Source organism: Streptomyces sp. 378 (genome assembly GCF_030124145.1).
Classification (GTDB): Bacteria; Actinomycetota; Actinomycetes; order Streptomycetales; family Streptomycetaceae; genus Streptomyces.
On record NZ_JASKMS010000020.1, the window covers coordinates 144538 to 168588 of the forward strand.

The 24051-nt window shown below is 71.5% G+C and carries 17 protein-coding genes and 1 tRNA gene; 7 read left to right on the forward strand and 11 right to left on the reverse strand.

The window, feature by feature from the left end:
• Window positions 1-72 precede the first annotated feature (72 nt).
• Complete coding sequence (locus QNO09_RS25610; RefSeq protein ID WP_283972592.1) at window positions 73-2271, forward strand: elongation factor G-like protein EF-G2; 2199 nt, start codon at window positions 73-75, stop codon at window positions 2269-2271.
• Between the two features lie 171 nt (window positions 2272-2442).
• Window positions 2443-4110 carry an AbeC-like domain-containing protein gene (locus QNO09_RS25615; protein ID WP_283972593.1) on the forward strand — a complete coding sequence of 556 codons (1668 nt, stop codon included), beginning with the start codon at window positions 2443-2445 and terminating at the stop codon, window positions 4108-4110.
• 138 nt (window positions 4111-4248) lie between these two features.
• On the opposite strand, the gene QNO09_RS25620 is transcribed toward QNO09_RS25615, so the two are convergent.
• From QNO09_RS25620 to QNO09_RS25635, 4 genes are all read right to left on the reverse strand, one after another.
• Window positions 4249-4809 carry an HIT family protein gene (locus tag QNO09_RS25620; protein ID WP_283972594.1) on the reverse strand — a complete coding sequence of 187 codons (561 nt, stop codon included), beginning with the start codon at window positions 4807-4809 and terminating at the stop codon, window positions 4249-4251.
• Window positions 4810-4875: 66 nt separating this feature from the next.
• Complete coding sequence (gene thrS / locus QNO09_RS25625) at window positions 4876-6852, reverse strand: threonine--tRNA ligase (protein ID WP_283972595.1); 1977 nt, start codon at window positions 6850-6852, stop codon at window positions 4876-4878.
• Window positions 6853-6944: 92 nt separating this feature from the next.
• Entirely contained in the window at window positions 6945-8171 is a 1227-nt protein-coding gene (locus QNO09_RS25630) for a hypothetical protein (protein ID WP_283972596.1), read from the reverse strand.
• Window positions 8168-8734, reverse strand: a complete 567-nt coding sequence (locus tag QNO09_RS25635; protein WP_283972597.1) for a DUF4365 domain-containing protein — start codon at window positions 8732-8734, stop codon at window positions 8168-8170. The genes QNO09_RS25630 and QNO09_RS25635 overlap by 4 nt, the downstream gene beginning before the upstream one ends.
• Window positions 8735-8903: 169 nt before the next feature.
• Between QNO09_RS25635 and QNO09_RS25640 the strand changes: the two genes are divergently transcribed.
• Window positions 8904-9632, forward strand: a complete 729-nt coding sequence (locus tag QNO09_RS25640) for a 3'-5' exonuclease (RefSeq protein WP_283972611.1) — start codon at window positions 8904-8906, stop codon at window positions 9630-9632.
• A gap of 68 nt (window positions 9633-9700) precedes the next feature.
• Here the strand turns inward: QNO09_RS25640 and QNO09_RS25645 are convergent.
• Both QNO09_RS25645 and QNO09_RS25650 read right to left on the reverse strand, forming a co-directional pair.
• Window positions 9701-9772 (reverse strand) — tRNA-Val (locus QNO09_RS25645).
• Between the two features lie 39 nt (window positions 9773-9811).
• Window positions 9812-10258, reverse strand: a complete 447-nt coding sequence (locus QNO09_RS25650) for an SRPBCC family protein (RefSeq protein ID WP_283972598.1) — start codon at window positions 10256-10258, stop codon at window positions 9812-9814.
• A gap of 61 nt (window positions 10259-10319) precedes the next feature.
• Here QNO09_RS25650 and QNO09_RS25655 point away from each other — a divergent pair, with 61 nt between their 5' ends.
• The 4 genes from QNO09_RS25655 to QNO09_RS25670 all read left to right on the forward strand — a co-directional run bounded on the left by QNO09_RS25655 (window position 10320) and on the right by QNO09_RS25670 (window position 16345).
• Entirely contained in the window at window positions 10320-12737 is a 2418-nt protein-coding gene (locus tag QNO09_RS25655; RefSeq protein ID WP_502962343.1) for an SCO7613 C-terminal domain-containing membrane protein, read from the forward strand.
• 130 nt (window positions 12738-12867) lie between these two features.
• Window positions 12868-14526 (forward strand): helix-turn-helix domain-containing protein, encoded by a 1659-nt coding sequence (locus tag QNO09_RS25660; RefSeq protein WP_283972600.1) that lies wholly within the window; start codon window positions 12868-12870, stop codon window positions 14524-14526.
• Window positions 14527-14769: 243 nt separating this feature from the next.
• A complete protein-coding gene (locus QNO09_RS25665) occupies window positions 14770-16128 on the forward strand; it encodes a type III PLP-dependent enzyme domain-containing protein (RefSeq protein WP_283972601.1) in 1359 nt (452 codons plus the stop codon).
• Window positions 16129-16138: 10 nt separating this feature from the next.
• Window positions 16139-16345 carry a hypothetical protein gene (locus QNO09_RS25670; protein WP_283972602.1) on the forward strand — a complete coding sequence of 69 codons (207 nt, stop codon included), beginning with the start codon at window positions 16139-16141 and terminating at the stop codon, window positions 16343-16345.
• Between the two features lie 55 nt (window positions 16346-16400).
• Here the strand turns inward: QNO09_RS25670 and QNO09_RS25675 are convergent, their stop codons facing one another.
• From QNO09_RS25675 to QNO09_RS25695, 5 genes are all read right to left on the reverse strand, one after another.
• Window positions 16401-19136 carry an exo-rhamnogalacturonan lyase family protein gene (locus QNO09_RS25675; RefSeq protein WP_283972603.1) on the reverse strand — a complete coding sequence of 912 codons (2736 nt, stop codon included), beginning with the start codon at window positions 19134-19136 and terminating at the stop codon, window positions 16401-16403.
• Window positions 19137-19249: 113 nt separating this feature from the next.
• Window positions 19250-19840, reverse strand: coding sequence for a hypothetical protein (locus tag QNO09_RS25680; RefSeq protein WP_283972604.1), 591 nt, complete (start codon window positions 19838-19840; stop codon window positions 19250-19252).
• A 7-nt stretch (window positions 19841-19847) separates the two neighbouring features.
• On the reverse strand, window positions 19848-20774 hold the full coding sequence (locus tag QNO09_RS25685; RefSeq protein ID WP_283972605.1) for a carbohydrate ABC transporter permease: 927 nt from the start codon (window positions 20772-20774) through the stop codon (window positions 19848-19850).
• The gene (locus QNO09_RS25690) at window positions 20771-21772 is read right to left on the reverse strand and encodes a carbohydrate ABC transporter permease (RefSeq protein WP_283972606.1); all 1002 of its coding nucleotides are present in this window, start codon (window positions 21770-21772) and stop codon (window positions 20771-20773) included. The genes QNO09_RS25685 and QNO09_RS25690 overlap by 4 nt, the downstream gene beginning before the upstream one ends.
• On the reverse strand, window positions 21772-23061 hold the full coding sequence (locus tag QNO09_RS25695) for an ABC transporter substrate-binding protein (protein ID WP_283972607.1): 1290 nt from the start codon (window positions 23059-23061) through the stop codon (window positions 21772-21774). The genes QNO09_RS25690 and QNO09_RS25695 overlap by 1 nt, the downstream gene beginning before the upstream one ends.
• Between the last annotated feature and the right edge of the window lie 990 nt (window positions 23062-24051).

Genomic DNA, 24051 nt, shown 5'->3' on the forward strand with positions numbered 1-24051 from the left:
CCGGAGCCGCCACCGTACGCGGGCGGCATGTCCGCGCCCACAGTGACCTCACCGTGCACGGGAGGCAGAATCATGGGCGACAAGGCACAGACACACCCTGGGGCCGCCGGCAGGGCACGAGCGGCCGACCACCCTCAGTCCGTACGGAATGTGGTGCTGGTCGGCCACTCCGGATCGGGCAAGACGACATTGGTGGAGGCCCTCGCACTCACGGCGGGGGCGGTGAACCGGGCGGGCCGCGTGGAGGACGGCGGCACCGTCTCCGACTACGACGACATCGAGCACCGGCAACAGCGCTCGGTCCAGCTGTCCATGGTGCCGGTCGAGTGGGACGGCATCAAGGTCAATCTGCTCGACACCCCCGGATACGCCGACTTCGTCGGGGAGCTCAGGGCCGGTCTGCGCGCGGCGGACGCGGCCCTCTTCGTCGTCTCGGCCTCGGACGGCGTGGACGGCTCGACCCGCGTGGTGTGGGAGGAGTGCGCGGCCGTGGGCATGCCCCGGGCCATTGTCGTCACACACCTGGAGTCGGCGCGTTCCGACTTCGAGGAGATGATCCGGAACTGCGCGGAGGCCTTCGGCGCGGACGACCCGGACGCGGTCCTGCCGCTCTACCTGCCGCTGCACGGCCCCCAGACTCCCGACGGGCACGCACCCGTGACCGGTCTGATCGGGCTGCTGTCGCAGAAGCTGTTCGACTACTCGGCCGGCGAGCGCAAGGAGTCCGAGCCGGGCGAGGACCAGCTGCCGCTGATCGAGGAGGCCCGCAACCGGCTCATCGAGGGGATCATCGCCGAGAGCGAGGACGAGACCCTCATGGACCGCTACCTCGGCGGGGAGCCGATCGACGTCAAGACGCTCATCGAGGACCTGGAGCGGGCCGTCGCGCGCGGCGTCTTCTTCCCCGTGCTGTCCGCCGCCCCGGCGGGCGAGGGCGCCCGACAGGGGCTCGGCACCGTGGAACTGCTGGAGCTGATCACGCGGGGCTTCCCGACGCCGCTGGAGCACGAGACGGTGCGGGTCACGACCATCGACGGCACGCCGCGCGAGCTCACGCCCTGCGATCCGGACGCTCCGCTGGTCGCGGAGGTCGTGAAGACCTCCTCGGACCCCTACGTGGGACGGCTGTCGCTGATCCGCCTGTTCTCCGGCACCCTGCGCGCCGACCAGACGGTCCACGTCTCCGGGCACGGGCTGGCCGACCGCGGGCACGAGGACCACGACGTCGACGAGCGGATCGGCGCCCTGTCCACGCCGTTCGGCAAACAGCAGCGCCCGGTGTCGCACGTCATTGCGGGCGACCTGGCCTGTGTGGCCAAACTGAGCCGTGCCGAGACCGGCGACACCCTGTCCGCCAAGGACGACCCGCTGCTGATGGAGCCGTGGCAGATGCCCGACCCGCTGCTGCCGCTGGCCATCCAGGCACACAGCAAACCGGACGAGGACAAGCTGTCCCAGGGCCTGGCCCGGCTGGTGGCCGAGGACCCGACGATGCGGCTCGAACAGAACCAGGACACCCACCAGGTGGTCCTGTGGTGTCTGGGCGAGGCGCACGCCGACGTCGCCCTGGAGCGGCTGCGCAGCCGGTACGGCGTCCAGGTCGACGTCGTCCCCCACCGGGTGTCCCTGCGCGAGACGTTCGCGACCAAGGCGGCCGGCCGGGGCAGGCACGTCAAACAGTCCGGCGGGCACGGGCAGTTCGCCATCTGCGAGATCGAGGTCGAGCCGCTGCCCGGCGGCTCCGGCATCGAGTTCGTCGACAAGGTCGTGGGCGGCGCGGTGCCCCGGCAGTTCATCCCGTCGGTGGAGAAGGGCGTACGGGCCCAGGCGGCCAGGGGCGTCGCGGCCGGGTACCCGCTCATCGACGTCCGGGTGACCCTCCTGGACGGCAAGGCGCACTCGGTGGACTCCTCCGACGCCGCGTTCCAGACGGCCGGCGCGCTCGCCCTGCGGGAGGCCGCGGCCGGCGCGAAGATCCATCTGCTGGAGCCGGTGGCCGAGGTGTCGGTGCTGGTCGGCGACGACTTCGTGGGCGCCGTGATGAGCGATCTGTCGGGGCGGCGCGGCCGGGTGCTCGGTACCGAGCAGACACCCGGCGGACGCACGCTGATCCGGGCCGAGGTGCCCGAGATCGAGATCGGCCGGTACGCGATCGACCTCAGGTCGATGGCGCACGGCACCGCGGGGTTCAGTCGCCGGTACGCGCGGCACGAGCCGATGCCGCAGCAGGTCGCGGACCGGGTGCGTGAAGAGGAGCGCAAGGCCTCGTAGGTGGCGCCGGGCGCCACCAAGTGCCCTTGTGAGGGCTTCCCTGCGCGGGGGCGGGCGGCTTGACGGGCCACCCGCCCCCGCGTGCCGGTGCGGACGGATACGCTGATGACCTGATCAACAGGTGTGCGGAGCGCGGAAGTCGGGAAGGCCGCAGATGCGGATGCGGCAGCGATGGGGGCGGCAGTGACGGACGGATTCGACTTCAGCCCGGGGGCCCAGGTGCCCTTGGCGGGTGCGAGCGGCCAGACAGCGGCGACCTACGCGCTGGCCGCGGCGGCGTACCGGGACGACGAGGTCACCAAGATCCTCAACGCCGACAACGAGTGGCACCAGTCCAAGGTGACCCCGCCGCGCTCCTGGGCGAAGATCTTCCGCCCCAGGTTCGGCGAGGCCTTCTCCCGCGCGGTGATCGACCGGATGCTGGGCGCCGGGCGCAAGCCGGTCATCCAGTCCTTCGGCATCGAGCCCCAGGTCGTCGTGGAGCACTCTCTGGCGGCCCACCGCATCCGCCGCGACCGCGACAACTGGCTCTCGGCGATCACGGTGATCTGCGGGGTGCTCTTCCTGCCGGGCTTTCTCGTGTGGTTGCTGGTCTTCACACTGCGCTCCACCATGACCAGGCGCGAGGACAAGCGGGCCGGCGCCCTCGCCACCACGCTGCTGCTCGCCGTGGGCGCGCTGGCCGTGCTGTTCCTGATCCGCATGCCGTTCACGGGTTTCTGGGCCCTGTACGGACGCGCGGCGGTGATCATGCCGGTCGTCGGCTGGTTCTGGGCCAAGCAGATCTGTGAGCGGACCGCGCGTGACCTGCGGGACCGCTGGTCGAGCATGCTGTCGGGTGGCGGCGTGGGCGCCAAGATCCCCGAGGCCGTTCCCGGCAACCCCGGTGACGCGGCCGAGCAGGTCCGCAAGGAACTGGCCCGCCTCGCCGCCGAGCAGCGGTCCAACTCGGTCTTCTACGCGGGCCCCAAGGGCATACTCGGCATGGGCACGCGGTGGGGCAGCTGGCAGCTGGCCGAGGAGCTGGTCTCCGCCGAGCCGGGCAAGGAGTTCCACCCCTTCCGCAGCTGGGACGTCATCGTGGCGATCCAGGGCGGCCTGCGCATGCTGGAGCGCACATCCATCAACACCGGCGGCTTCCCCAAGCCGTCCATCACGCACTGGGTGGTCACGCCGATCGGCGAGAAGGCGACGGAGGTGTCCCGGCCGAGCGGCACGGACGTCGATGCTTACACGGTGCGGACGCACGCCGTCCAGGACATCTGCAACAAGCAGCAGTTCGGCAGCGGTGACCGGCACTACCTGGGCGTGCAGTGGACCCTGTGGGACGGCCACCTGGTCATCACGATGCTGATCACGGTGACCGTGCTGCACGACACCCTGCGCATCGAGGTCACCGGGCACGCGCTGGGGCCGGTCAACTCGCTGTTCAACGAGAAGCCGGCGGCCAAGGAGAAGACCGTCCAAAAGGCCTTCCGCTTCTGGGAGACGCGCACCGTGAAGATGCCCCTGATCGACGCCGACGAGGTGGTCCGGCTCGCCGCGCGCGCCCCGCTGACCTGGTATCCGCCGCTGCTGAACTGGCTCGGGGGCAGTCTGACGCTGCCGGAGCCGTTCGGTCTGCGGCACGCGTGGGCCGACCAGCCGTGGCGGCATCGCTTCATGGCCGACGACGCGCTGCGCGCGGCCACGCCCGTGCTGCGGGTGGTGCATGCGGCGGCGCTGAAGGTGCTGCGGGAGAACGGGGTGGACGTGGAGAAGTTCGGGTCCAGGTCCGCGGCGCTCAGCGGGGCGGTTCAGGACGCTGCGCCGAAGAAGGCCGACGTCTACGACGCGTAGGCTCCGGCGGCCGAGCCGATCAGCCGCGGGCCGACGGTGGCCGGTGCCCCTGGGGGCTGCGCCCCCAGACCCGGGCATCGGCCTGAACGGCCTCGTCCTCGAACGCCGGACGGGCTGAGGACGCCGCACCCGCCGGGATCAAGCGGTCGGCCAGGCCTCCGCCAGCATCTTCCTCGTGTCGGCGAGCAACTGCGGCAGCACCCGGGTGTGACCCACCACCGGCATGAAGTTGGTGTCGCCGCCCCAGCGGGGCACGATGTGCTGGTGCAGGTGCGCGGCGATGCCCGCGCCGGCGACCGAGCCCTGGTTCATGCCGATGTTGAAGCCGTGTGCGCCGGAGGCCGTGCGCAGGGCCGTCATCGCCTGCTTGGTGAGTTCGCCGAGCTCGGCGGTCTCCCCCGCCGTCAGGTCCGTGTAGTCGGCGACGTGCCGGTAGGGCACGGTCATGAGGTGCCCGCCGGTGTACGGGTAGAGATTGAGCACCGCGTAGACCTGCTCGCCACGGCGGACGACGAGCCCGTCCTCGTCGGACTTGGCCGGGATGGAGCAGAAGGGGCAGCCGTCGCCGGCGCCCGGGCCGGTCGGCTTGTTCTCGCCCTGGATGTAGGCCATCCGATGGGGCGTCCACAGTCGCTGGAACGCGTCCTGCGTCCCCACTCCCAGCTGCTGCTCCGGCTCACTCGTCATGCAGTGCAGCATATGGCGTCGAGCTGGAGGGACGGCAAAGGCCCCCGAGGTCTCCCCGGGGGCCCGAACGCCGTGGGATCAGACCTGAGCGCGCTCTTCGACGACCTTCTGGATCTTCGCGATGGCCTCGTCGAAGGGGATGCCGTTCTCCTGCGAGCCGTCGCGGTAGCGGAAGGACACGGACGCGTGGGACATGTCCTCGTCGCCCGCGATGACCATGAAGGGCACCTTCTGCTTCTGCGCGTTGCGGATCTTCTTCTGCATGCGGTCGGAGGAGGAGTCGACCTCGACGCGCAGGCCCTTCTTCCTGGCCGCCGCGGCGAACTTCTCCAGGTAGTCGACGTGCGCGTCGCCGATCGGGATACCGACCGCCTGGACGGGGGCCAGCCAGGCCGGGAAGGCGCCCGCGTAGTGCTCCAGGAGCACCGCGAAGAACCGCTCGATCGAGCCGAACAGCGCGCGGTGGATCATGACGGGGCGCTGCTTGGCGCCGTCCGGACCCGTGTACTCCAGGTCGAAGCGCTCCGGCAGGTTGAAGTCGAGCTGGATGGTCGACATCTGCCAGGTGCGGCCGATGGCGTCCTTGGTCTGGACGGAGATCTTCGGGCCGTAGAAGGCGGCGCCGCCCGGGTCGGGTACCAGGGGCAGGCCCTGCTTCTCGGCGACCTGGCGCAGCGTCTCGGTCGCCTCCTCCCAGGCCTCGTCGGAGCCGACGAACTTCTCCGGGTCCTTGGTGGACAGCTCCAGGTAGAAGTCGGTCAGGCCGTAGTCGCGCAGCAGGCCGAGGACGAAGGTGAGCGTCTTGTCGAGCTCCTCCGACATCTGCTCACGGGTGCAGTAGATGTGCGCGTCGTCCTGGGTGAAGCCGCGGGCCCGGGTGAGACCGTGCACGACGCCCGACTTCTCGTACCGGTACACCGTCCCGAACTCGAAGAGGCGCAACGGCAGTTCACGGTAGGAACGTCCGCGCGCATCGAAGATCAGGTTGTGCATCGGGCAGTTCATGGGCTTGAGGTAGTAGTCCACGCCCTCGTCGAGCTGCATGGGCGGGTACATGCCGTCGGCGTACCAGTCCAGGTGGCCCGAGGTCTCGAAGAGCTTCCCCTTGGTGGCGTGCGGGGTGTAGACGAACTCGTAGCCCTCTTCCTCGTGGCGGCGGCGCGAGTAGTCCTCCATGACCCGGCGGATGATGCCGCCCTTGGGGTGGAAGACGGCGAGGCCGGAGCCGATCTGCTCCGGGACGGAGAACAGGTCGAGCTCGCTGCCCAGCTTGCGGTGGTCGCGCTTCTCGGCCTCGGCGAGGAACTCCAGGTGCGCCTTCAGCTCGTCCTTGGTGGGCCAGGCGGTGCCGTAGATGCGCTGGAGCATGGGGTTCTTCTCGCTGCCGCGCCAGTAGGCGGCCGCGTTGCGCATCAGCTTGAACGCCGGGATGGCACGGGTCGACGGCAGGTGAGGGCCTCGGCAGAGGTCCTTCCAGCACAGGTCGCCGGTCTTGGCGTCCAGGTTGTCGTAGATCGTCAGCTCACCGGCGCCGACCTCGACGTCCGCGCCGTCGTCGGACGAGGCGGAGCCCTTGAGGCCGATCAGCTCCAGCTTGTAGGGCTCGCCGGCCAGCTCCTCGCGGGCGGCCTCGTCGGTGACGACCCGGCGGGAGAACCTCTGCCCGCGCTTCTGGATCTCCTGCATCTTCTTCTCGATGGACTTGAGATCCTCGGGCGTGAACGGCTTCTCGACGTCGAAGTCGTAGTAGAAGCCGTCCTTGACGGGCGGGCCGATGCCGAGCTTGGCCTCGGGGAAGAGCTCCTGCACGGCCTGCGCCATGACGTGCGCGGTGGAGTGGCGCAGGATGTTCAGGCCGTCCTCGGAGGAGATCTCGACGCCCTCGACCTCGTCGCCCTCGGACAGGGCGTACGACAGGTCCCTGAGCTCGCCGGCCACGCGGGCGGCGATGATCGAGCGCTCACCGGCGAAGAGCTCGGCGGCCGTAGTGCCCGTCGTCACCACGCGTTCTTCCCGCTCGGAATCGCGCTGGATGATCACACGGACGTCTGACACCGGTCTCTCCTGACTGAAGGGGGCTGCGGGCGCCATACCGGAGCGCGCGCACGAGTAAGGATCGTACCGACCCGGGACCGCCCTTCGCGAAATCAGTCCCCGCAGTCACCTCCGCAGGCCTCTTCGAAGAAGTCGAGGTTCTCGTGCAGCTCCTTCATCAGCCGGTCCCGCTCGGCGTCGTCGACCTGGACGGGGACGACGCCGTGGGCGCCGGTGAGGCGGCGGAATCCGCCCCGGCTCTCCAGGCGGCCCTGCACCCGCACGGGGAGCCCGACGAGGTGGGCGTGCCCGGCGATCCGGTACGCCTCCTCGTCGAGGGTGACGCGCACGTTCGGCACATCGGCCCCGGCGAGCACCCGCAGCCGTACGGTGCCCTCGCCGCGCGGCCCGGACCGGCGCAGCCGGACCACGGCTCCCGTGATCCGCACCGGCACGGCGGGTTCCTCCCGCAGGTAGCGGGCGCCCGCCTCGCGCAGCACGGCCAGGTCGCCGGGTGAGAACTCGACGGGTTCGGCGCAGGGCGCGCAGCCCTCGGGCACCCCGGCCGCCGGGGCCCACTCGACGGCGATCCGGGCTCCCTCGGTCCCCCGGACGAGGGCGACGAGGGCCTCGGTGAGTTCGTGGCTCACCCCGGCCTCGACCGCCGCGTCGAAGGCGTCCATGCCACCGGTGGCGCGCTGGTAGTCGATGGCCTCGCGCGTGGCGAAGAGTGCCTGGTGAAGACGGACGGCGAGGGGGCGGGCGGCCGGGACGGGCACGAAGGCGGTGAGCCGGCCGCCGCCGGCGGAGCCGACGAGGACGTGGCCCAGGGCCACGGCGGCGGAGCGGCGGTGGCGGGCGCCGTGGTATCCGGCCCGGGCGCGGGTGGCGAGGGCCGCGGCGAGCAGCATCCCGCGGGCGGCGCCGCGCAGCCGGTCCTCGACGGTCCAGGGCGCGGTGCCGGCGGGTCCGGCGGGGACGTCCTGCCACCAGCGGATCTCGTCGCTGGGCACGGCGAGGGAGACGAGGACCTCGCGGGCCGACGGCGTGCCGCTGCGGGACAGCGCGAGCAGGGCCTCGCCGAGCAGGTCGTCGCTGTCGGGGAAGGCGCGGCTCTCGGGAACCAGGAGGCTGGTGGAGCTGCCGCCGGGGCCGGGCGGGGTCCAGCGGCCGTAGCGCCCCGGGGCGCCGCCGCGTCGCTGCCAGCCGTGCCGCCGCAGCAGGGCGCTGAGCACGGCCGGGTCGACCTCGCCGGGCTCGGGCGGAGAGCCGCTCCAGGGGGTGTCCACGGGGTGGGGCCGCACGGGCCTCAGTGGCTCCTCGGTCGGGCGGTGCGTCACGGTTTCCCTCCCGTCCCGACCCGCGTCATGATCTCGCACAGGGCCCGGTCGTCGAAGATGCGCGCGGTCGGTATGCGCACGGTGGTGCGGCGGCGGCCGGTGACGGGCTGTCCGGCGAGGTTGGTCCAGTAGCAGCAGTGCCTGAGGTCGAGCCGGTCGTGGCCGGCGCGCAGCCAGTCGTCCTGGGTGCGCGGCACCAGCATCACCACCAGGATCTTGTGCACCGACACGGGTGTGCGGGCGAGCTTCGCCAGGTGGTCGTTGTCGAGCGTGAAGGAGAAGGTGCGGCCCGGTGGGTCGGGCGGCACCTGATAGGTGGCCTTGAGCTGCACCTTGATGGTGACCTCGTCGTCGACCGTGTGCCCGGGTGCGCTGTGGCTGACGTGCCAGTCGATGCCGTTGTCGGGAAAGGGCTGGGACAGCGAGCAGCCGGCGGCTGCCGCGACGGCGTGCAGATAGCCGACCTGCAGGGTCTCCATGCAGGCGGTGACGGCGAGTGTGCCGCGGGAGGGAGCCGTGCGCTCGGGCAGCAGCCCGCCCCGTTCGGGCTGCGCTACGGCCATGGCCAACAGCCTTCCAGAACAAGTGTTTCCCCGCTGCGGGCCGCTGAACTGCGTCGACCCGTACTCCTGTTGTCTCCTTCCGGCGTACGGCGCAAACAGCCCGGGTATCACCGGATCGGGCAGCGGACGGTGCGTCAACTGCCGAGGGTGAACGAGGGGTTGTGTGGCTATGACGACGTGCTGGTACGAGGGGCCGCTGGCCGCCTTCGACACGGAGACGACGGGCGTGGACGTCGAGACCGACCGGATCGTGTCGGCCGCCGTCGTCGTCCAGGATGCCCCGGGCATCCGGCCGCGGGTGAGCCGCTGGCTGGTGAACCCGGGGGTGCCGGTGCCCGCCGGGGCGACGGCGGTGCACGGGCTGACGGAGGAGCACCTGCAGCGCAACGGCCGGTGGCCGGCGCCGGTGATGTACGAGATAGCGCAGGCGCTGGCCGAGCAGGCGCACGCGGGACGGCCGGTCGTGGTGATGAACGCGCCGTTCGATCTGACCCTGCTGGACCGGGAGTTGCGCCGTCACCGCGCCTCGGCGCTCGGCCGCTGGTTCGAGTCGGCGCCGCTGTCCGTGCTCGACCCGCGGGTCCTGGACAAGCATCTGGACCGCTACCGCAAGGGCCGCCGCACCCTGACCGACCTGTGCGCGCACTACGGCGTCGCCCTGGAGGGCGCGCACGACGCGGCGGCGGACGCCGTGGCGGCGCTGGAGGTCACCCGGGCGGTGGGCCGCCGGTTCGCGTCCCGGCTGGAGCGGCTCGCCCCGGGTGAGCTGCACACCCTCCAGGCGGTGTGGCACGCGGCCCAGGCACGGGGTCTGCAGGCGTGGTTCGCGCGCAGCGGTGTGGACGAGGCGGTCGACCCGGCGTGGCCGCTGCGTCCGGACTTGCCCGCGGCGGCCTGAACACCTGGTACGGGGCCCGCGAGGGCATGAAAAAACCGGTCCGTCTGAGACGGACCGGCTGTTTCCGGTGGGCGATACTGGGTTCGAACCAGTGACCTCTTCGGTGTGAACGAAGCGCTCTCCCACTGAGCTAATCGCCCGGGAACGCACTGAACCATACAGGTCCGGGCACGCTTCCTTCAAACCGCTCGGAGGTACCCGCACAGTCCGCGCCGCCCGGACCGCATCATCAGCGCGTGGTTGGCGCGGAAGACGGGCCGACCCGGGACGGCGAACCGCCGCAGCAGCGGCTTGCGCACGCTGACCACCTGGTCGTACCGCGCGAGACTGCCCGTTGCGTGCGGTGCGACCGTCCAGCGCGCCCAGCCCTCGATGTCTCCGGTCAGGGCGGTCTCCAGCACCCCGGCCGCGGGGTCGCGCCGCACCTCCCTTGCCGTGAAGGTCATGTCGTACGGCAGGACGGAGCGGATGCGGATCACCCCGGTGGTGTCGTCGAGCCGGGTCACCTCCCTCACCTGCCGCCACCAGCGCGGGTAGTCCTCGGGGCGTTCCAGCACGTCGAAGACGGTGGTGGGGGGTACGGGGAGGGGCCAGAGACTGCGGAAGCGGTAGTGGTTCCAGTCCATGTCGGCAGTCTGCCCACTCGCGGCGTGGACCGGGTGAGTACGCGCCTGAGTATCCGCACTCATGCCGTGCGAGGTGACGCGGAGCACACTGCCGTGCATGACCCACCTTCCGCCACCGGCCGAGGAATTGCGGCTCCTCGACGCCGAACTCTGGCAACTGGACACCCGCCGTGCCCAGTTGCTGAACCGTCGCGCCTGGCTGGTCGCGGCCCTGCACCAGACGCAGCAGCCGCGGGCCCATGCCTCGGCGCGTCCGTCGGCCGCCGCACCGCCCCGTCCGGAGACGTCCGCGCCCAGCGTGCAGAACGCGCTGCTGGTCCTCGGCGGTGTCCTGCTCACGCTCGCTGCAGCGGTGTTCACGCTGGTCAGCTGGGGGCAGATGGGGGTCGCCGGGCGGGCCCTGGTCCTCGGCGCGGTCACGCTGGCCACGCTCGCCGCGCCCGCGGCCCTGCTGAAGCGGGGGTTGCGGTCGACGGCCGAGTCGGTGGCGGGCCTCGGGCTGGCCCTGACCGCCCTGGACGCCTACGCGCTGTACGCGGCGGCCCTCTCCGGGACGGACGGCACCGGGTACGCGGCCGCCGCGTCGGCGGTCCTGGCGGCGGTCTGGGCGGCGTACGGCCTGCTTCCGGCCACGGCCGCGCTGCGTCTGCCGCTGCCCTGCGCCCTGGCAGCGGCCCAGCTGCCGTTGCTGCTGGGGGCCCTGGCCGCCGACGCGAGTGCGTACGTGATCACGGCCGCGCTGCTGGTGACGGCCGGACTCGACGCGGTGGCGGTGGTGCGGTTGCCGGCCGGTGCCGTGCGGATCACCGCCGTCGTCGGTGCGTACGGCATGGGCGGCTGGGGTGTACTGGGCGCCGGCTGGCTGTCCTTGAGCGCCGGCGGTCCCGGCGCGGCCTCCCGCGCCGGGGCGCTGCTGCTTCTCGCCGCGGCGATCGCCCTGGCCGCGGCCCTGCGGGGACCGGGCACACGGCACGCGCTCGGTCTCGCGACCACGTCCGGGCTGCTCGTCGTGGCCGCGCTCGGTGGGGTGGCGCGTTCGGGCGTGCCGTCGCAGTGGGCGGTGCCGGCTCATCTGGCCGTCGGCATCGCCCTGTTGGCGGCGGTGCGCAGGGAACGGCTGCCCGACGCCGTGCGGCGGGGCTTCACCTGGGCCTCCGGTGCCGTACAGACGCTGGCCGTGCTGTGGGCGCTGCCCGTCGTCGCCGTGGTGCTGCTGGGCCCGGCGGGCCGGCTGGACCGGGTGTGGAGCGGTGCTCCCGCCGACGCCCGTGCGGCAGTGACCGTGGAGGTGCCCTGGCCGTACGGGGCGACCGTCGCTCCCCTCGTGCTGGTGGCGGTCGCCGCCGTGCTCGCCCTGGCGGTGCGCGCGGAGCCGTGGCGTGGGCGGGCCCTGCTCGGATCCCTGGGGCTGCTGTGGGCGGCGGCCCTGACGCTTCCGGCGGTTTTCGAGGTTCCCTACCCGGCGGGGATGCTGGTCCTGGGCGTGCTGACGGCGACCGCGCTGTACGCGTGCCGGATCACGGCGTCGGCCGCGCGGGTCATGGCCCTCGTCCTGGCTCTGGTCACGGCCGCCGGCCTCGCCCTGGTCTCCCTCGCCTCCCAGTCCGCGACCCTCGTCGCGCTGTCCGTGCTGACGGTGCTGTTCGCCGCGGCCTCGTGGCGGACGGTGGTCGCGCCCTTCACGGCTCCGGCGGCTCTCGTGTACGGCGCCGCGCTGGCCTCGGCGTCCGGTGCCGCCGCGGACTGGCCGCCGGCCCGCATCGCCCTGCCGGTCCTGGTGGTTCCCGCCGCTGCCGCCCTGCTGGCGCCGCGGCTGGGCGCGTTGCGGGCGACGGTGCCCGTCGAGGCCGTGGGAGCCGCCCTCGGGCTGTTCGCCGTGGCTCTCGCCCTCACCGATCCGCCGATGCTCGCCCTGGTGCTGGCCCTGTGCGGGGTGATCGCCGCGGGCACGGCCCTGCGCGCCGAGCGCCGTCCCGTGGGCTACGCGGCCACGGCCCTGTTCGTGCTGGCCGCCTGGGTGCGCCTGGCCGCCTGGGACGTCGGCACGCCCGAGGCGTACACGCTCCCGGTGACCGTCCCGGCGCTGCTCGTCGGAGCGCTGCGTCGGCGCCGGGATCCGGGAGTGTCCTCCTGGACGGCGTACGGCCCCGGGCTCGTGGCCACCCTCCTGCCGAGCCTGGTCGCGGCCTGGGCCGATCAGCACTGGACGCGTCCTCTCCTGCTCGGCGGCGCCGCGCTGCTGGTCACCCTGCTGGGTGCCCGCCACCGTCTCCAGGCACCGCTGGCGCTCGGCGGCTCGGTACTGACCCTGGTCACCCTGCACGAACTCGCCCCTTACGTCGTGCAGGTGACGGGAGCCCTGCCCCGCTGGGCACCTCCCGCCCTCGCCGGGCTCCTGCTGCTCGCGCTCGGGGCGACGTACGAACAGCGGATCCGCGACGTCCGGCGGGTCAGGGAGGTGCTGGGGAGGATGAACTAGCACTCGTCCGGGTGCCGTTGGTCCCTTTGTGTGCCGTCGGGGCCTCTCGACTGCGGACAAGGCGCGTGATGTCATACGTTCTCCGTTCGGCCGTCGGCGGCACGGTCGGCGGGGGGGACGGGGAGGCATCTTGACGGACCTGGGGGAAGCACCGGGCGGAGGCGGCGCCGAGGAGCAGGGGACCCTGGAGCGCCTGCTCTCGGTGGTGGGCGCGGGAGCCGTGGAGTTGCACACGGCCCCGGAGGGACTGCGGACGAGCGTCACCGGCGTCCATGTGCTGGACGCGCTGGAACCCGTGATCAGACCGCGGGAGTTACTGCTCGCCGTCGGTGTCGACCCGCGCTCGGCGCACGCCGTCGACGTGGTGCGCCGGGCCGGTGAGGCCGGTGCGGCGGGTGTGGTGTTCGGCCCGGGGCGGCCGGAGCCCACCGCGCGGGCGTTGCGGGCGGCCGCGGAGGAGAGCGGCACGGCGGTGTTCTTCCGCACCGCCTGGTGCACCTGGGCACAGCTCGTGGGGGTGCTGAGAGCGGGGCTGGCCGCGGCGGGTGTCCACCCTGTGCCGGCGACCGGCGGTGTGCGTCTGGGCGATCTGGACTCGCTGGCCGACGCGGTGGCGGCCCTGGTGGGAGGCTCGGTGACCATCGAGGACACGGAGTCGCGGGTGCTGGCGTACTCCTCCACCGAGGAGAACGTGGACGAGATGCGCCGGCTGACCATCCTCGGCCGTCGGGTGCCGCCCTGGCGGGTGGCGGCCATGCGGGAGGCGGGGTTCTTCCAGGCTCTGTGGGGTGCGGGCGATGTGCTGCACCGGCCCGCCCACGGCCAGGATCCGGAGCGTCTGGTCGGCGCCGTGCGGGCGGGCGGAGAGGCGCTGGGGTCCCTCTGGGTGGCGGCGGTCGCCGGCCGCCCGCTCGCGCCGAACGCGGCGGAGACGCTGCGCGCCGCCGCCCGGGCCGCCGCCGCCCACCTGTTGCATCACCGCACCCACCGCTCGGACGACCGCTTGGTGGAGGATGCGGCCCGGGCGCTGCTGGAGGACCGTGGATCCGTCGAGGTGCTCGCGGAGCGGGCCTCGCTGCCGCCCCGGCAGCCCTGTGCCGTCCTGGCGGTCGGAACCGGCTCGGGCCGCTACGAGGACGATGCCCCGTCCGGGCTGTACGGGCTGCTCACCCTGCACTGCGCGGCGCTGGGCCACCGTGTCGTGGTGGTCCCGGCGGGCGGCAGGACCCTGGTGCTGCTGACCGGGCTGGAGCACGACCCGGGGCGGGCGGACGGTCAGGTGCGGCGGCTCGGGGAAGCACTGGCCGATCAGCTGTCGGCGACGATCGGCCCGGCGGTGAAGGTGGGGCTGGGCCACGTGGTCCCCGGCTTGGCAGGGGCGCCCGCATCACGCCGGTCGGCCGAGCAAACCCTGCAGGCGCTCATCGCGGCCCCCGGGCCGCGCACGGTCGCGCGGAGCGAGGACGTCGCCGACACCGTGGGAATCCTCCAGGTCGTCGACGCCCTGCGGGACGTGGTGCTGCCACCCGGGACCTCGGTGGCCCGGCTGAGGGAGTTCGACGCCGATCACAGCGGCGGCTGCCTGGTGGAGACCCTGCGCGCCTACCTCGACCACTTCGGTGACGTGTCGGCCGCCTCGCGGGCGCTGGGCGTGCATTCCAACAGCCTGCGCTACCGGTTGCGCAGGATCACGCAGGTGTCGGGGCTGGACCTGGAGAGTCCCGACGCCCGGCTGCTCGCCCAGGTGCAGTTGCGTCTGAGCCGGGACTCCGACGGCGCACGGCCTTGAGCGAACGGCACGAGGCGGCCTCGGACGCGCGTCGCCTTGGCCGCGGCCACCGCCGAAGGGCCGCTCCTTCGTCGTACCGCACAACGCCCGTGCCCGACACGGAGGTTGTCGCACCCCGGTGCTGTGGGCGGGGCCCGCGTCTTTGACGACTCGACGAAGACGCCCTCCGGGCGCGGACAGCAGCCTGGTACTCCACCCGGGGGCGGACCCGGGCGTTGCGCGTACGACACCGGAAGGCTCACCATGACCGGACTGACCCCCGCCGCCGAGCGGCGTGAACGGATCCTCCAGGAAGCGGTGCGACAGGGACTGCTGGACGCCGGGCAGTCCCAGCTCGCCGCCTTCGTCGACCTCGACGGCGTCGCGGCGACCGTCGCGTCCCTGCACCGCGCCTTTCCCGCTCCGCCGCGTGTGCTGCACGCGTTCGCCGCCAAGGCGAACTGCCTGGTGCCGGTGCTGGCGGAGCTGCGGCGGCTCGGCATGGGTTGCGAGGTGGCCACCGCGGGTGAACTGGCCCGTGCGCTGGCCGCCGGGTTCGCGCCGGATCGGATCGTCTTCGACTCTCCGGCCAAGACGGAGGCCGAACTGCGGCACGCCCTCGGCCTGGGGGTGACCGTCAACGCCGACAACTACCAGGAACTGGCCAGAATCGACCGGGCACTGGGCGGGCGTGTGCCGGTGTCGCGGATCGGGGTGCGCGTCAACTCCCAGCTCGGCGGCGGCAGCATCGCCGCGATGAGCACGGCGACGAGCACCTCCAAGTTCGGCGTCCCCCTGGCGGACCCGGGAAGCCGGCGGCGTCTGCTGCGCGCCTACCACGACCACCCGTGGCTGACCTGGGTGCACACCCACGCCGGTTCGCAGGGCTGTCCGCTCGACCTCATGGCCGGCGGGGTCGCGCAGGCCGTGGCGTTCGCCGAGGAGGTCAACGCCTCACTCGGCCGGCGCCAGGTCGTCGGCATCGACATCGGCGGCGGGCTCCCCGTCAACTTCGCCGACGACGAGACCACGCCCACCTTCGGCACGTACGTCCGGCAGCTGCGCGCCCAGGCGCCCGCGCTGTTCTCCGGCGGGTACGAGATCGTCACCGAGTTCGGGCGTTCCGTCCTCGCGAAGAACGGGTTCACCGCCGCGTACGTCGAGTACACGAAGAGCGTGGGCGGCCGGCCGATCGCGGTCACCCACGCCGGGGTGCAGGTGGCCACCCGGACGGTGTTCAACCCCGACGCGTGGCCCCTGCGGATCGAGGTGCACGACAGGAGCGGCACCGCCAAGCGCGGCGGATCGGTCCGCCAGGACATCGCGGGGCCCGCCTGCTTCGCCGGGGACCTGCTGGCCCGTGACCGCGCGTTGCCGCTCCTGGAGCCCGGCGACCTCATCACCGTCCCGGACACCGGCGCCTACTACTTCTCGACGCCCTTCCACTACAACAGCCTGCCCGAACCGGCCGTGCACGGGGTCCGCACGAGCGGTGACGGCACGGTCCGCTTCGAACTCCTGCGTCCCGCGCAGGATCCGTGGGACGTGCCGGTGCCTGGCCCGGGCGGACGGGACACTCCCCCGCGGCGACGAGCGCACGAGACCGTCCACGGCGTCGGATAGGGAGCACCGAGTGGCACAGACCGACCGTCGGGGACCCGGCCGGGACGGACCGCTCCTCAGCCAGCGCGCCGCGATCGTCTTCCTGCTGGCAGCCCTGGTCGGCATCGGTGCCACTGTCCTGGCGGCGCTGGCCGGCAACGGGTGGCCGGTCGCGGTGAGCGTCGGGGGCGGGGTGGTGGGCCCGGCCGTCCTGTTCTTCCACCAGATCATCGACTAGGGCGAGCGGTTCCCGCTTCGGCGTCGCCGCGGGAACCGCTCGTCCGGCTCTCCCGTTACGGCATCCTGTCCCCCAGCAGTGCCAGGTTCTCGATGGCGGCGAGGCCGTACAGCGCGGTGTCGTTCGTGGACACCCAGGTGGCCTCACTGCCCGGCACGAGTGCGGCCGGGCCGTTCAGCTTCTCCGTCCGCCAGGGCGCGGACTCCTTGTAGCCGTCGGAGTTGTAGAACTTCTCCCACGCCCGCTTGGCGAGCTTCTCGTCGCCGGTCTTGACGGCCGCGTACGCGTCGAGGCGCGAGTGGCCCTGGAAGAGCAGCAGGTTGCCGAAGTGGGAGCCGTACCGGGCCGCCTGCTCGGCCTTGGTGGCGTTGAAGTAGCGGCAGTAGTCGAAGTACGCCTCGTTGAACTTCGGCATGTCGACGAGGTCGATGAGCTCGGCGCACAGCTCGTTGAGGCCGAAGACGGCCGACAGGTGCGAGACCTCCACCTTGGGGGCCCCGGCGACGGCGAACCTGCCGGTGTCCAGGTCGTACAGGCCGCTGCCCTGGACGAAGCCGTTGGGCTGGGCGGCGATGGTCTCCATGGTGGACAGCACACGCGCCTTGGCCTTCTCCCACTTGGGGCCCTTGCGTTCCCACTCGGTCAGCCACGCCGAGACCAGGCCGCTCCAGTCGGTGCCGAAGCCGATCGACAGGGCGTGCCGGTCGGGGGTGTACGGCTCGGTGCGGATCTTGCGGAGCGGGTCGAGGGCGAGGAACGTCTCGTCGGAGTCGACGTTGGCGTGCATGAGGTCGCCGACGCGTTCGTCCGCCGTGAGGAAGTAGTAGTAGCGCCGGTAGGTGGTGTTGGCGATGCGCTGCTGCTTGGCGCTGTCGGCGAAGTGCTGCACGCCGTGCCGGGTGCCGAGGCCCGCCCATTGGCCCAGGTGGTAGACGTCGACCTCGCCGGTGTGCCGGGTCATCGCCTCCGCGAAGCGGAAGATGTCGGCGCGGCCGGAGCGCAGGTAGGCGAACCAGAGCCACAGGTCCGGCGACAGTTCGGAGTTGTCCCAGGCGTAGCCGCCGATGTCGTACCGCCACTGGTGCCGGAACGTGTCGTAGGTGTGCATGATGTCGCCGTAGTCCCAGAAGCCGTACCAGCGGCGCTGTTCCACCTGGTCCTTGTAGTACGTGAAGAGGAAGTCGAGGTGGTCCTCGATCTTCGCCTTGGCCGGGGTGGAGCGGTCGGGCTCGGAGTACAGGTTCGGCCCGAAGACCTTGGCCTTGATGAGCTGCTTGGGCGGGGCGGCCAGCTGCGGCAGCACGCGGACGGCTTCGACCTGCTCGGCGAGCCGGTCCGGGCTCGGGGTCGAGTCGTTGGCCCAGAAGAGTAGTTCGGAGGTGCGGGCGATGCCGTACGGGGTGCCGAACTCCGGCTCGTAGTCCTCGTAGGTGATGTTGAGGCCTTCGAGCTGTTCGGGGTGGGTGTCCTGGCCCATGCCGTCGTGGTAGAAGCGCATGTCCATGGGCTGCGCCTCGGGCGACCAGAGCCAGAGGGTGACCTCGGCCTCGTCGGTGTGGGCGTCCCGGATGTCGAGCTGGGCGGGGAACTTCTCCCAGAAGTCGCGCAGTCCGAAGGAGAACCCGCCGCTCGCCCCGCCGACGTAGCCGAAGCCGGAGGCGCGCCGGCCACCGCCCGCGGCGACCCAGCCGTGGCCCTTCTTGGTGCGCTTGCGCAGCGTGAACCCGTCGGCGGAGAGCTGGGAGAGGGTGTAGTCGCCCCATTCGGGGATGTACTGCAACCGGGTCGTCACCCGCTGGTCCCAGGTGGCGGGATCGGGCAGCTTCTTGCCCTCGAACTGGGCCGCCTGCACGGCCGCGCCCGGGTCCCGGCGCAGTCCGGTGATGCCCTTGACGGCCTCGCGGAGCATTCCGGTGCCGTCGCCGCCGATGCGGATGTGACGGTCGTACGACTCGTCGCGCAGGGGCACGGTGAAGCGGACTCCGAGGCCGCGGACGAAGTCGCCACTGGCCTTGCCCGGCTCCTGCTTGCCGTCGTAGGTGATGGTGTGCACCATGCGGAAGGAGTCGGCGCCCGCGTAGAAGTAGAGCCTGATCGAGAAGGGCAGCCAGCTGCGGCCGCCCTTGCGGTGCTTGCCGTCGACGCGCACGACCGCGCGGACCGGACCCGCCTGCTCGACCTCGACCTTGGAGATCGCGCCGTCGAAGCGCTCGGTCTTGACCGCGCCCTGGTCCTCGTCCTCGATCTCGGGCTGGCGGATCAGCACGAGCCGGCCGTTCTTCGCGATCTCGGTGGAGCCCCGGGTGACGGACTTGACGATCGTGGAGCCGGACGTGCCGATCTTCGCGGTGATGACGCCGGTCGAGATGCCGATGGTGCCGCCGCGCTTCTCGACGGTCACCTTCTTCTCGGGTGCGGCGGGTGTTCCGGCGGCGAGGGTGAGCTTTCCGTCCCCCGACGCGACGGCGTGCGCGGTCCACTTGAGGGACCCGTCGGGCCAGTAGGCGATCGGCCAGGACTGCACGGGTACGGCCTTGCCGCCGGCGTCCGTCAGTGCGAAGGTCTGGTCCTTCTGGTAGGCGCCCTTGGGCCACGGGACGCCGACGGTGGAGCCCGGCGCCGCGCCGAGGCCGCCGTCCTCCAGCCAGTCCAGGGTCACCGGGTCGGCGTCGGCCGGCTCGGCTCCGGGGACGGCCTGCGCGTCCTGTGTCCCCAGGGCCCAGCTGAACTGGGCGGCGGCTCCGGCGACGGCGGCCGCCTTGAGGAGGTTCCTACGGGGGATGGGAGACATAAAGAGGCTGCCTTTCCTTGTCCGTGCGGGAAGCACATCCGTGCGCTGGTCAGGGGCATGACAGTGAGAGGCGCGGCGTCCTGGACGCCGGCCTGGGACGAGGGCACCGCCGGTCAGCGGTGCCGGTACCGCTCCTCCACGGCGACGGCCGCCGCCGCGACGGCCCCGAGGACGGGGACCGCCAGCGGCGCGGTGAACCAGGCGGACACGGCCACCACGGCCAGCCCGGTGATGATCAGGAAGGACCCGGCCGGGTCGAGGACCGTCCGGCGCCAGGCGGACGCGAGCAGGGTCCGCCAGCGGGCGCCCGGCTCCCAGACCGCCGCCGCGCGCAGCCCCGCCACGACGAGGCCGATCAGTGCGAGCACTCCGACGGCCCCGACCAGCGGCCCGCCGGGAATCCCCGCACGGACCGCCTGGACGTCCACCCAGACCGCGGCCACCGCCGCCCACCCGGCGAGCCCTGCGAGCCACCCGCCGCGCACGGCCGTGCGGAAGTCGGCGACGAACTCCCGCCGGCCACCGCCCTCGTGAGCGGCACGGCGCCGCAGGTGCCGTGCCCCGGCGGCGAAGGCGGCGGGATACGTGACGACCCCCAGCGACGCCACCGCGATCCACACCCCCGTCAGCAGACACTCGGCGAACACACCGAACCGCTCGGCGAAGGCCGACTCCCCCCGTGCCTTCACTCGGGTCCCAGCCATGCTCACCTCAGCCCTTCAGACCGGACGTCGCCATGCCGTCGATCAGATACCGCTGGAAGGCGAGGAAGAAGGCGAGGACCGGCAGCAGGGCCACCAGCGACATGGCGATCATGCCGCCGTAGTTGGCCAGTCCCTCCTGGTCGACGAACATCTTCAGGCCGAGCGAGACCGTGTACTTGTCGGGCTCGTTGAGGTAGATCAGCGGGCCCATGAAGTCGTTCCAGGAGTTGATGAAGGTGAAGATGGCGCTGGTGATCAGGGCCGGACGGCTCAGCGGCAGCACGATCGACCAGTAGATCCGGAAGTGCCCGCAGCCGTCGAGGCGGGCCGCCTCGTCGAGTTCCTTGGGCATGTTGCGCATGAACTGCACCATCAGGAAGACGAAGAACGCCTCGATGGCCAGGTACTTCCCGAGCAGCAGCGGCGTGTAGGTATTGATCATCTCCATGTTGCGGAACAGCACGTACTGCGGGATCAGCAGCACGTGGTAGGGCAGCAGGAGCGTGCCGATCATCAACGTGAAGAGCAGATTGCGGCCGGCGAAGCGGATCCTCGCGAAGGCGTAGGCCGTCAGCGAACAGGACACCAGGATCCCGATCACGGAACCGACCGCGAGGAACAGCGAGTTGAAGAAGAACGTGGAGATCGGGATGTCGGCGATGCCGTCGGCGAGACTCTTGTAGTTGGCGATGACCGGGTCGGCCGGGAGAAGGTCCAGACTGCCGACGATCTCCTCGCTCTTCTTGAAGGACCCGCCGATGACCCAGATCACCGGGTAGAGGATCACCGCGAGGATCAGCAGCGACCCGAGGTGCCAGGCGAGGGAGCCGGGCAGCTTGTGACGGAGCGCCCCGCCTCCGACGGAGGGCTTGATATCGGTGGCCGATGGGGGTGCCCCCTGATCGAGCGGAGTCGAGAGATTGGGGGAGCTCATCGGGCGCCCTCCTCGTAGTGCACCCAGCGCTTCTGGGACCAGAACAGCACCGCCGTCACCAGGGCCACCGCGACGAGCAGCATCCAGGCCATCGCGGAGGCCAGACCCATCCGGCTGTTCTCGAAGCCCTGGACGTAGAGGTAGCAGGTATAGACCATCGAGCCGTCGGCCGGACCACAGGCGTTGCCTCCGGCGCCGCCGCCGACGATGTACGCCGAGCTGAAGATCTGGAAGGAGTGGATCGTCTCCAGCAGGACGTTGAAGAAGAGCACCGGGGAGATCATCGGGAGCGTGATGTTCCAGAACCGCCGCAGCTTGCCCGCCCCGTCGACCTCGGCCGCCTCGTACAGCTCACGCGGGACCTGCTTGAGGCCGGCCAGGAAGATGACCATCGGCGCGCCGAACTGCCAGACGGTGAGCGCCACCAGGCTGTAGATGATCATGTCCGGGTCGCCGGTCCAGCCGCCGACGTCGATCCCGAACATCTTCTGGGTACGGTCGACGATCGCGTCGTCCGAGAAGATCGCCTTCCAGACGATCGCGATGGAGACGCTCGCGCCGATCAGCGACGGCGCGTAGAAGGCGGCCCGGTAGAAGGCCTGCCCGCGCCGGCTCTGGGCGAGCAGCAGCGCCACACCGAGGGCCGCGACCAGCTTGAGCGGCGTTCCGACGACGACGTACCAGACCGTCACCTCCACCGAGTGGCGCCAGCGGGGATCGCCGAACATCTCGGAGAAGTTGTCGAAGCCGATCCACTTGGGCGCGTCGAACAGGTTGTAGTCGGTGAACGCGAAGTAGAGCGAGGCGACCATCGGGCCCGCGGTGAGCAGCAGGAACCCGGCGATCCAGGGAGACATGAAGAGATAGCCGGCCAGGTTCTCCCGGCGCCGCCGCCGCTTGAGGGCGGCGGGGCGCGCGGGCTGCACCGGACCGTGCCGCGGCTCGGAGTCCTGGGACAGGCCCTCCATCGCAGGGGCGTGTGTCACGGTGGTTCCCATCAGGTGCCGAGAGCCGTCTTCGACTCGGTGAGGAACTGCTTGACGGCCTCGTCCACCGACCGCTTGCCCAGGGCGAGTTCCTCGGCGATGCGCAGGAACGCGGACTCACAGATGTCCGCCCCGTTCGGGTGCGGGGTGATCGGCTCCAGGACACCCGCCTCGACGAGGGACTCCTCGTAGGCGGCTATCGCCTTGTTGACCTCGTCGGTCGGCTTGTACGCGTCGTACTGGGCCTGCGTCGCGGGCACGCCCCGGTCGTAGCCCATGATCTTGGCGACCTCCGGCTCGTGCACCATGAAGTCGATGAACTGGGCGACCTCCTTGGGGTGCTGGGTGCGCTTGGAGGCGCTCAGCATGAGCGAGCCGAGGTACTGGCCGGTCTTCTTGCCGTCCGTGGTCGGGATGGGAGCGAGGGCGTACTCGCTCTTTCCCTCGGAGGTGTAGCGGACCGTGAAGTTGTCCCAAGTGAACTCGCCACCACAGAGCTCCGCGGCGAGCGCCGACTTGGGCTTGATCTGGACGACCTTCTTGGCGTCGGCGTAGCGGCCGTCCTCCACACCCTTCTTCGCCTTCGTCCACCAGTCCGACAGATCCGACTCGGTGAAGCCGAGACCCTCCTCCGTGAAGAACGCCTTGCCGTTCTGACGCAGGTACAGGTCATAGAGGTACATGACGCCGTACATGCCGCTGTCGCCGGCGCGGCCCGTCTTGTCACGGATCTTCTTCATCGCCGCGTCGAAGTCGTCCCAGGTCCAGCCCTGCTCCGGCTTGACACCGGCGCGGGTGTACACGGGCTTGTCGATGACGAGGGCCATCGAGTTGGAACCGACCGGAACGCCGAGGAGTTTGCCGTCGATCTCGCCGAACTTCTCCAGACCCGCACGGAATCCCTCCATCCGGAGGTTGCCGGCCTTGACCTGCTCGCTGAGATCGAGCAGCACGTTCTTCGCGTCGTATTTGCGCAGGAAGCCCACGGCATTCTGGAAGACGTCCGGCGGATTTCCGCCCGAGGCCTGGGTGTTGAACTTCTTCCAGAAGTCGGGATATTGCTGGAAGTCCGTTTTCACCTTGATCTTCGGGTACTTCTTGTGGAAGAGCTCGATCGTCTTGTTGATTCTCTCGGCGCGGTCCTCCGCACCCCACCACGCGTAACGGATCGTCACCGTCCCGTCCGCGGAGGCCCCTCCGTCACCGCCGCAACCGGTCGTCGCGGCCAGCCCCAGGGTGGCCGCCGTAGCCCCGGCCGCCTTCAGGATCGTACGTCTCTCAACATTCCTGCCGTTCACCACGGTTGGACCTCCCCGCACGTCGTGCCGCTCGCATGAATCGTTTCAAGTAAGCGCTTGCTGGCACAAGTTACGGAGGGGCTGAGAGTGCGTCAATGATTCGGACAAGATTTTCTTACCGAGGGGGGCGGGAGACGGACCGAGTGGAGGAGGCGGGACGGGCGCCGGGCTCGGCCGACGTCGCTGGTGACGGCGGTGCGGTCGAAGCACCGGACGGCGGAGGGCCGGTCGTGCGGGCTTCTTGCCCGAGCGAAGGGCGACGGTGGGCGGCGGGAGCGGAGCCGGGGGTGAGGGGCCGGGTGGCGTCGGGGCGTGTTCGGGGTTGCGGATGGGACCTGGAGGCGCCGGAGCTCGCTGGACGAGATGGGGCCTGACGTGCAAGGGCCGGCGGCGAGGTGCCTACGGCGGAGGTCGGCCGGCGTGAGCGCCACGGCAGACGGCGTCGGCGCCGGTAGCCCGCCGGGCAGGGGAATCCGCAGGGGCCCGGCCCGGGACGGGAGGCCGTGCTCGTGCCGTCCCGACGGCGGAACCTCTGCGGCGCGAGAGGTCCGCGAGGCAGGGGCCCGAGGGTGTCCTCACCGGCACGTCGTCCGTCCGGAGGGCGGGCCCTGCGGCATCCGGTGCGTGCTCTCGACATGCCGGGTGGACGCCCGCGTGCTGGTCGTGCTCGGAATGCGCCTGTGCGGCGAGCGGCGAGGAGCGGCTCTTGGGCGCGGATGCGGGAGCTCGAGAGCGTGCCGGGCGTCACGAGAGGGGCGGGCGGACCGCGTTTCACGCCACAGCCCGGCCACCCGCGGAACCGACAGCGCGTGCGGTCCGCCGGACGGAGTCGGCCTCGGCGGGAGCGGCTCGGCGGTGGAGTGTCCGGCCACGCCGCCGGGCGGGCGACGCCGACGGCGAGAGTCACCGTCCGGCACCCCGCCCGAGCGAGGCGATGCCCTGCCCGGTGAAGGTGAAACACCGGCGGCCCACCTGCTGATCGCAGGTGGGCCG

Excerpts from the sequence above, each read along its gene's own strand:
- QNO09_RS25655 (WP_502962343.1), top strand. The coding sequence starts at position 10,320 with ATGCCGTGCGAGGTGACGCGGAGCACACTGCCGTGCATGACCCACCTT.
- QNO09_RS25620 (WP_283972594.1), bottom strand. The coding sequence starts at position 4,809 with ATGCTGCACTGCATGACGAGTGAGCCGGAGCAGCAGCTGGGAGTGGGG.
- QNO09_RS25675 (WP_283972603.1), bottom strand. The coding sequence starts at position 19,136 with ATGTCTCCCATCCCCCGTAGGAACCTCCTCAAGGCGGCCGCCGTCGCC.
- QNO09_RS25640 (WP_283972611.1), top strand. The coding sequence starts at position 8,904 with ATGACGACGTGCTGGTACGAGGGGCCGCTGGCCGCCTTCGACACGGAG.
- QNO09_RS25610 (WP_283972592.1), top strand. The coding sequence starts at position 73 with ATGGGCGACAAGGCACAGACACACCCTGGGGCCGCCGGCAGGGCACGA.
- QNO09_RS25665 (WP_283972601.1), top strand. The coding sequence starts at position 14,770 with ATGACCGGACTGACCCCCGCCGCCGAGCGGCGTGAACGGATCCTCCAG.
- QNO09_RS25685 (WP_283972605.1), bottom strand. The coding sequence starts at position 20,774 with ATGAGCTCCCCCAATCTCTCGACTCCGCTCGATCAGGGGGCACCCCCA.
- QNO09_RS25680 (WP_283972604.1), bottom strand. The coding sequence starts at position 19,840 with ATGGCTGGGACCCGAGTGAAGGCACGGGGGGAGTCGGCCTTCGCCGAG.
- QNO09_RS25635 (WP_283972597.1), bottom strand. The coding sequence starts at position 8,734 with ATGGCCGTAGCGCAGCCCGAACGGGGCGGGCTGCTGCCCGAGCGCACG.
- QNO09_RS25650 (WP_283972598.1), bottom strand. The coding sequence starts at position 10,258 with ATGGACTGGAACCACTACCGCTTCCGCAGTCTCTGGCCCCTCCCCGTA.
- QNO09_RS25690 (WP_283972606.1), bottom strand. The coding sequence starts at position 21,772 with ATGGGAACCACCGTGACACACGCCCCTGCGATGGAGGGCCTGTCCCAG.
- QNO09_RS25615 (WP_283972593.1), top strand. The coding sequence starts at position 2,443 with ATGGGGGCGGCAGTGACGGACGGATTCGACTTCAGCCCGGGGGCCCAG.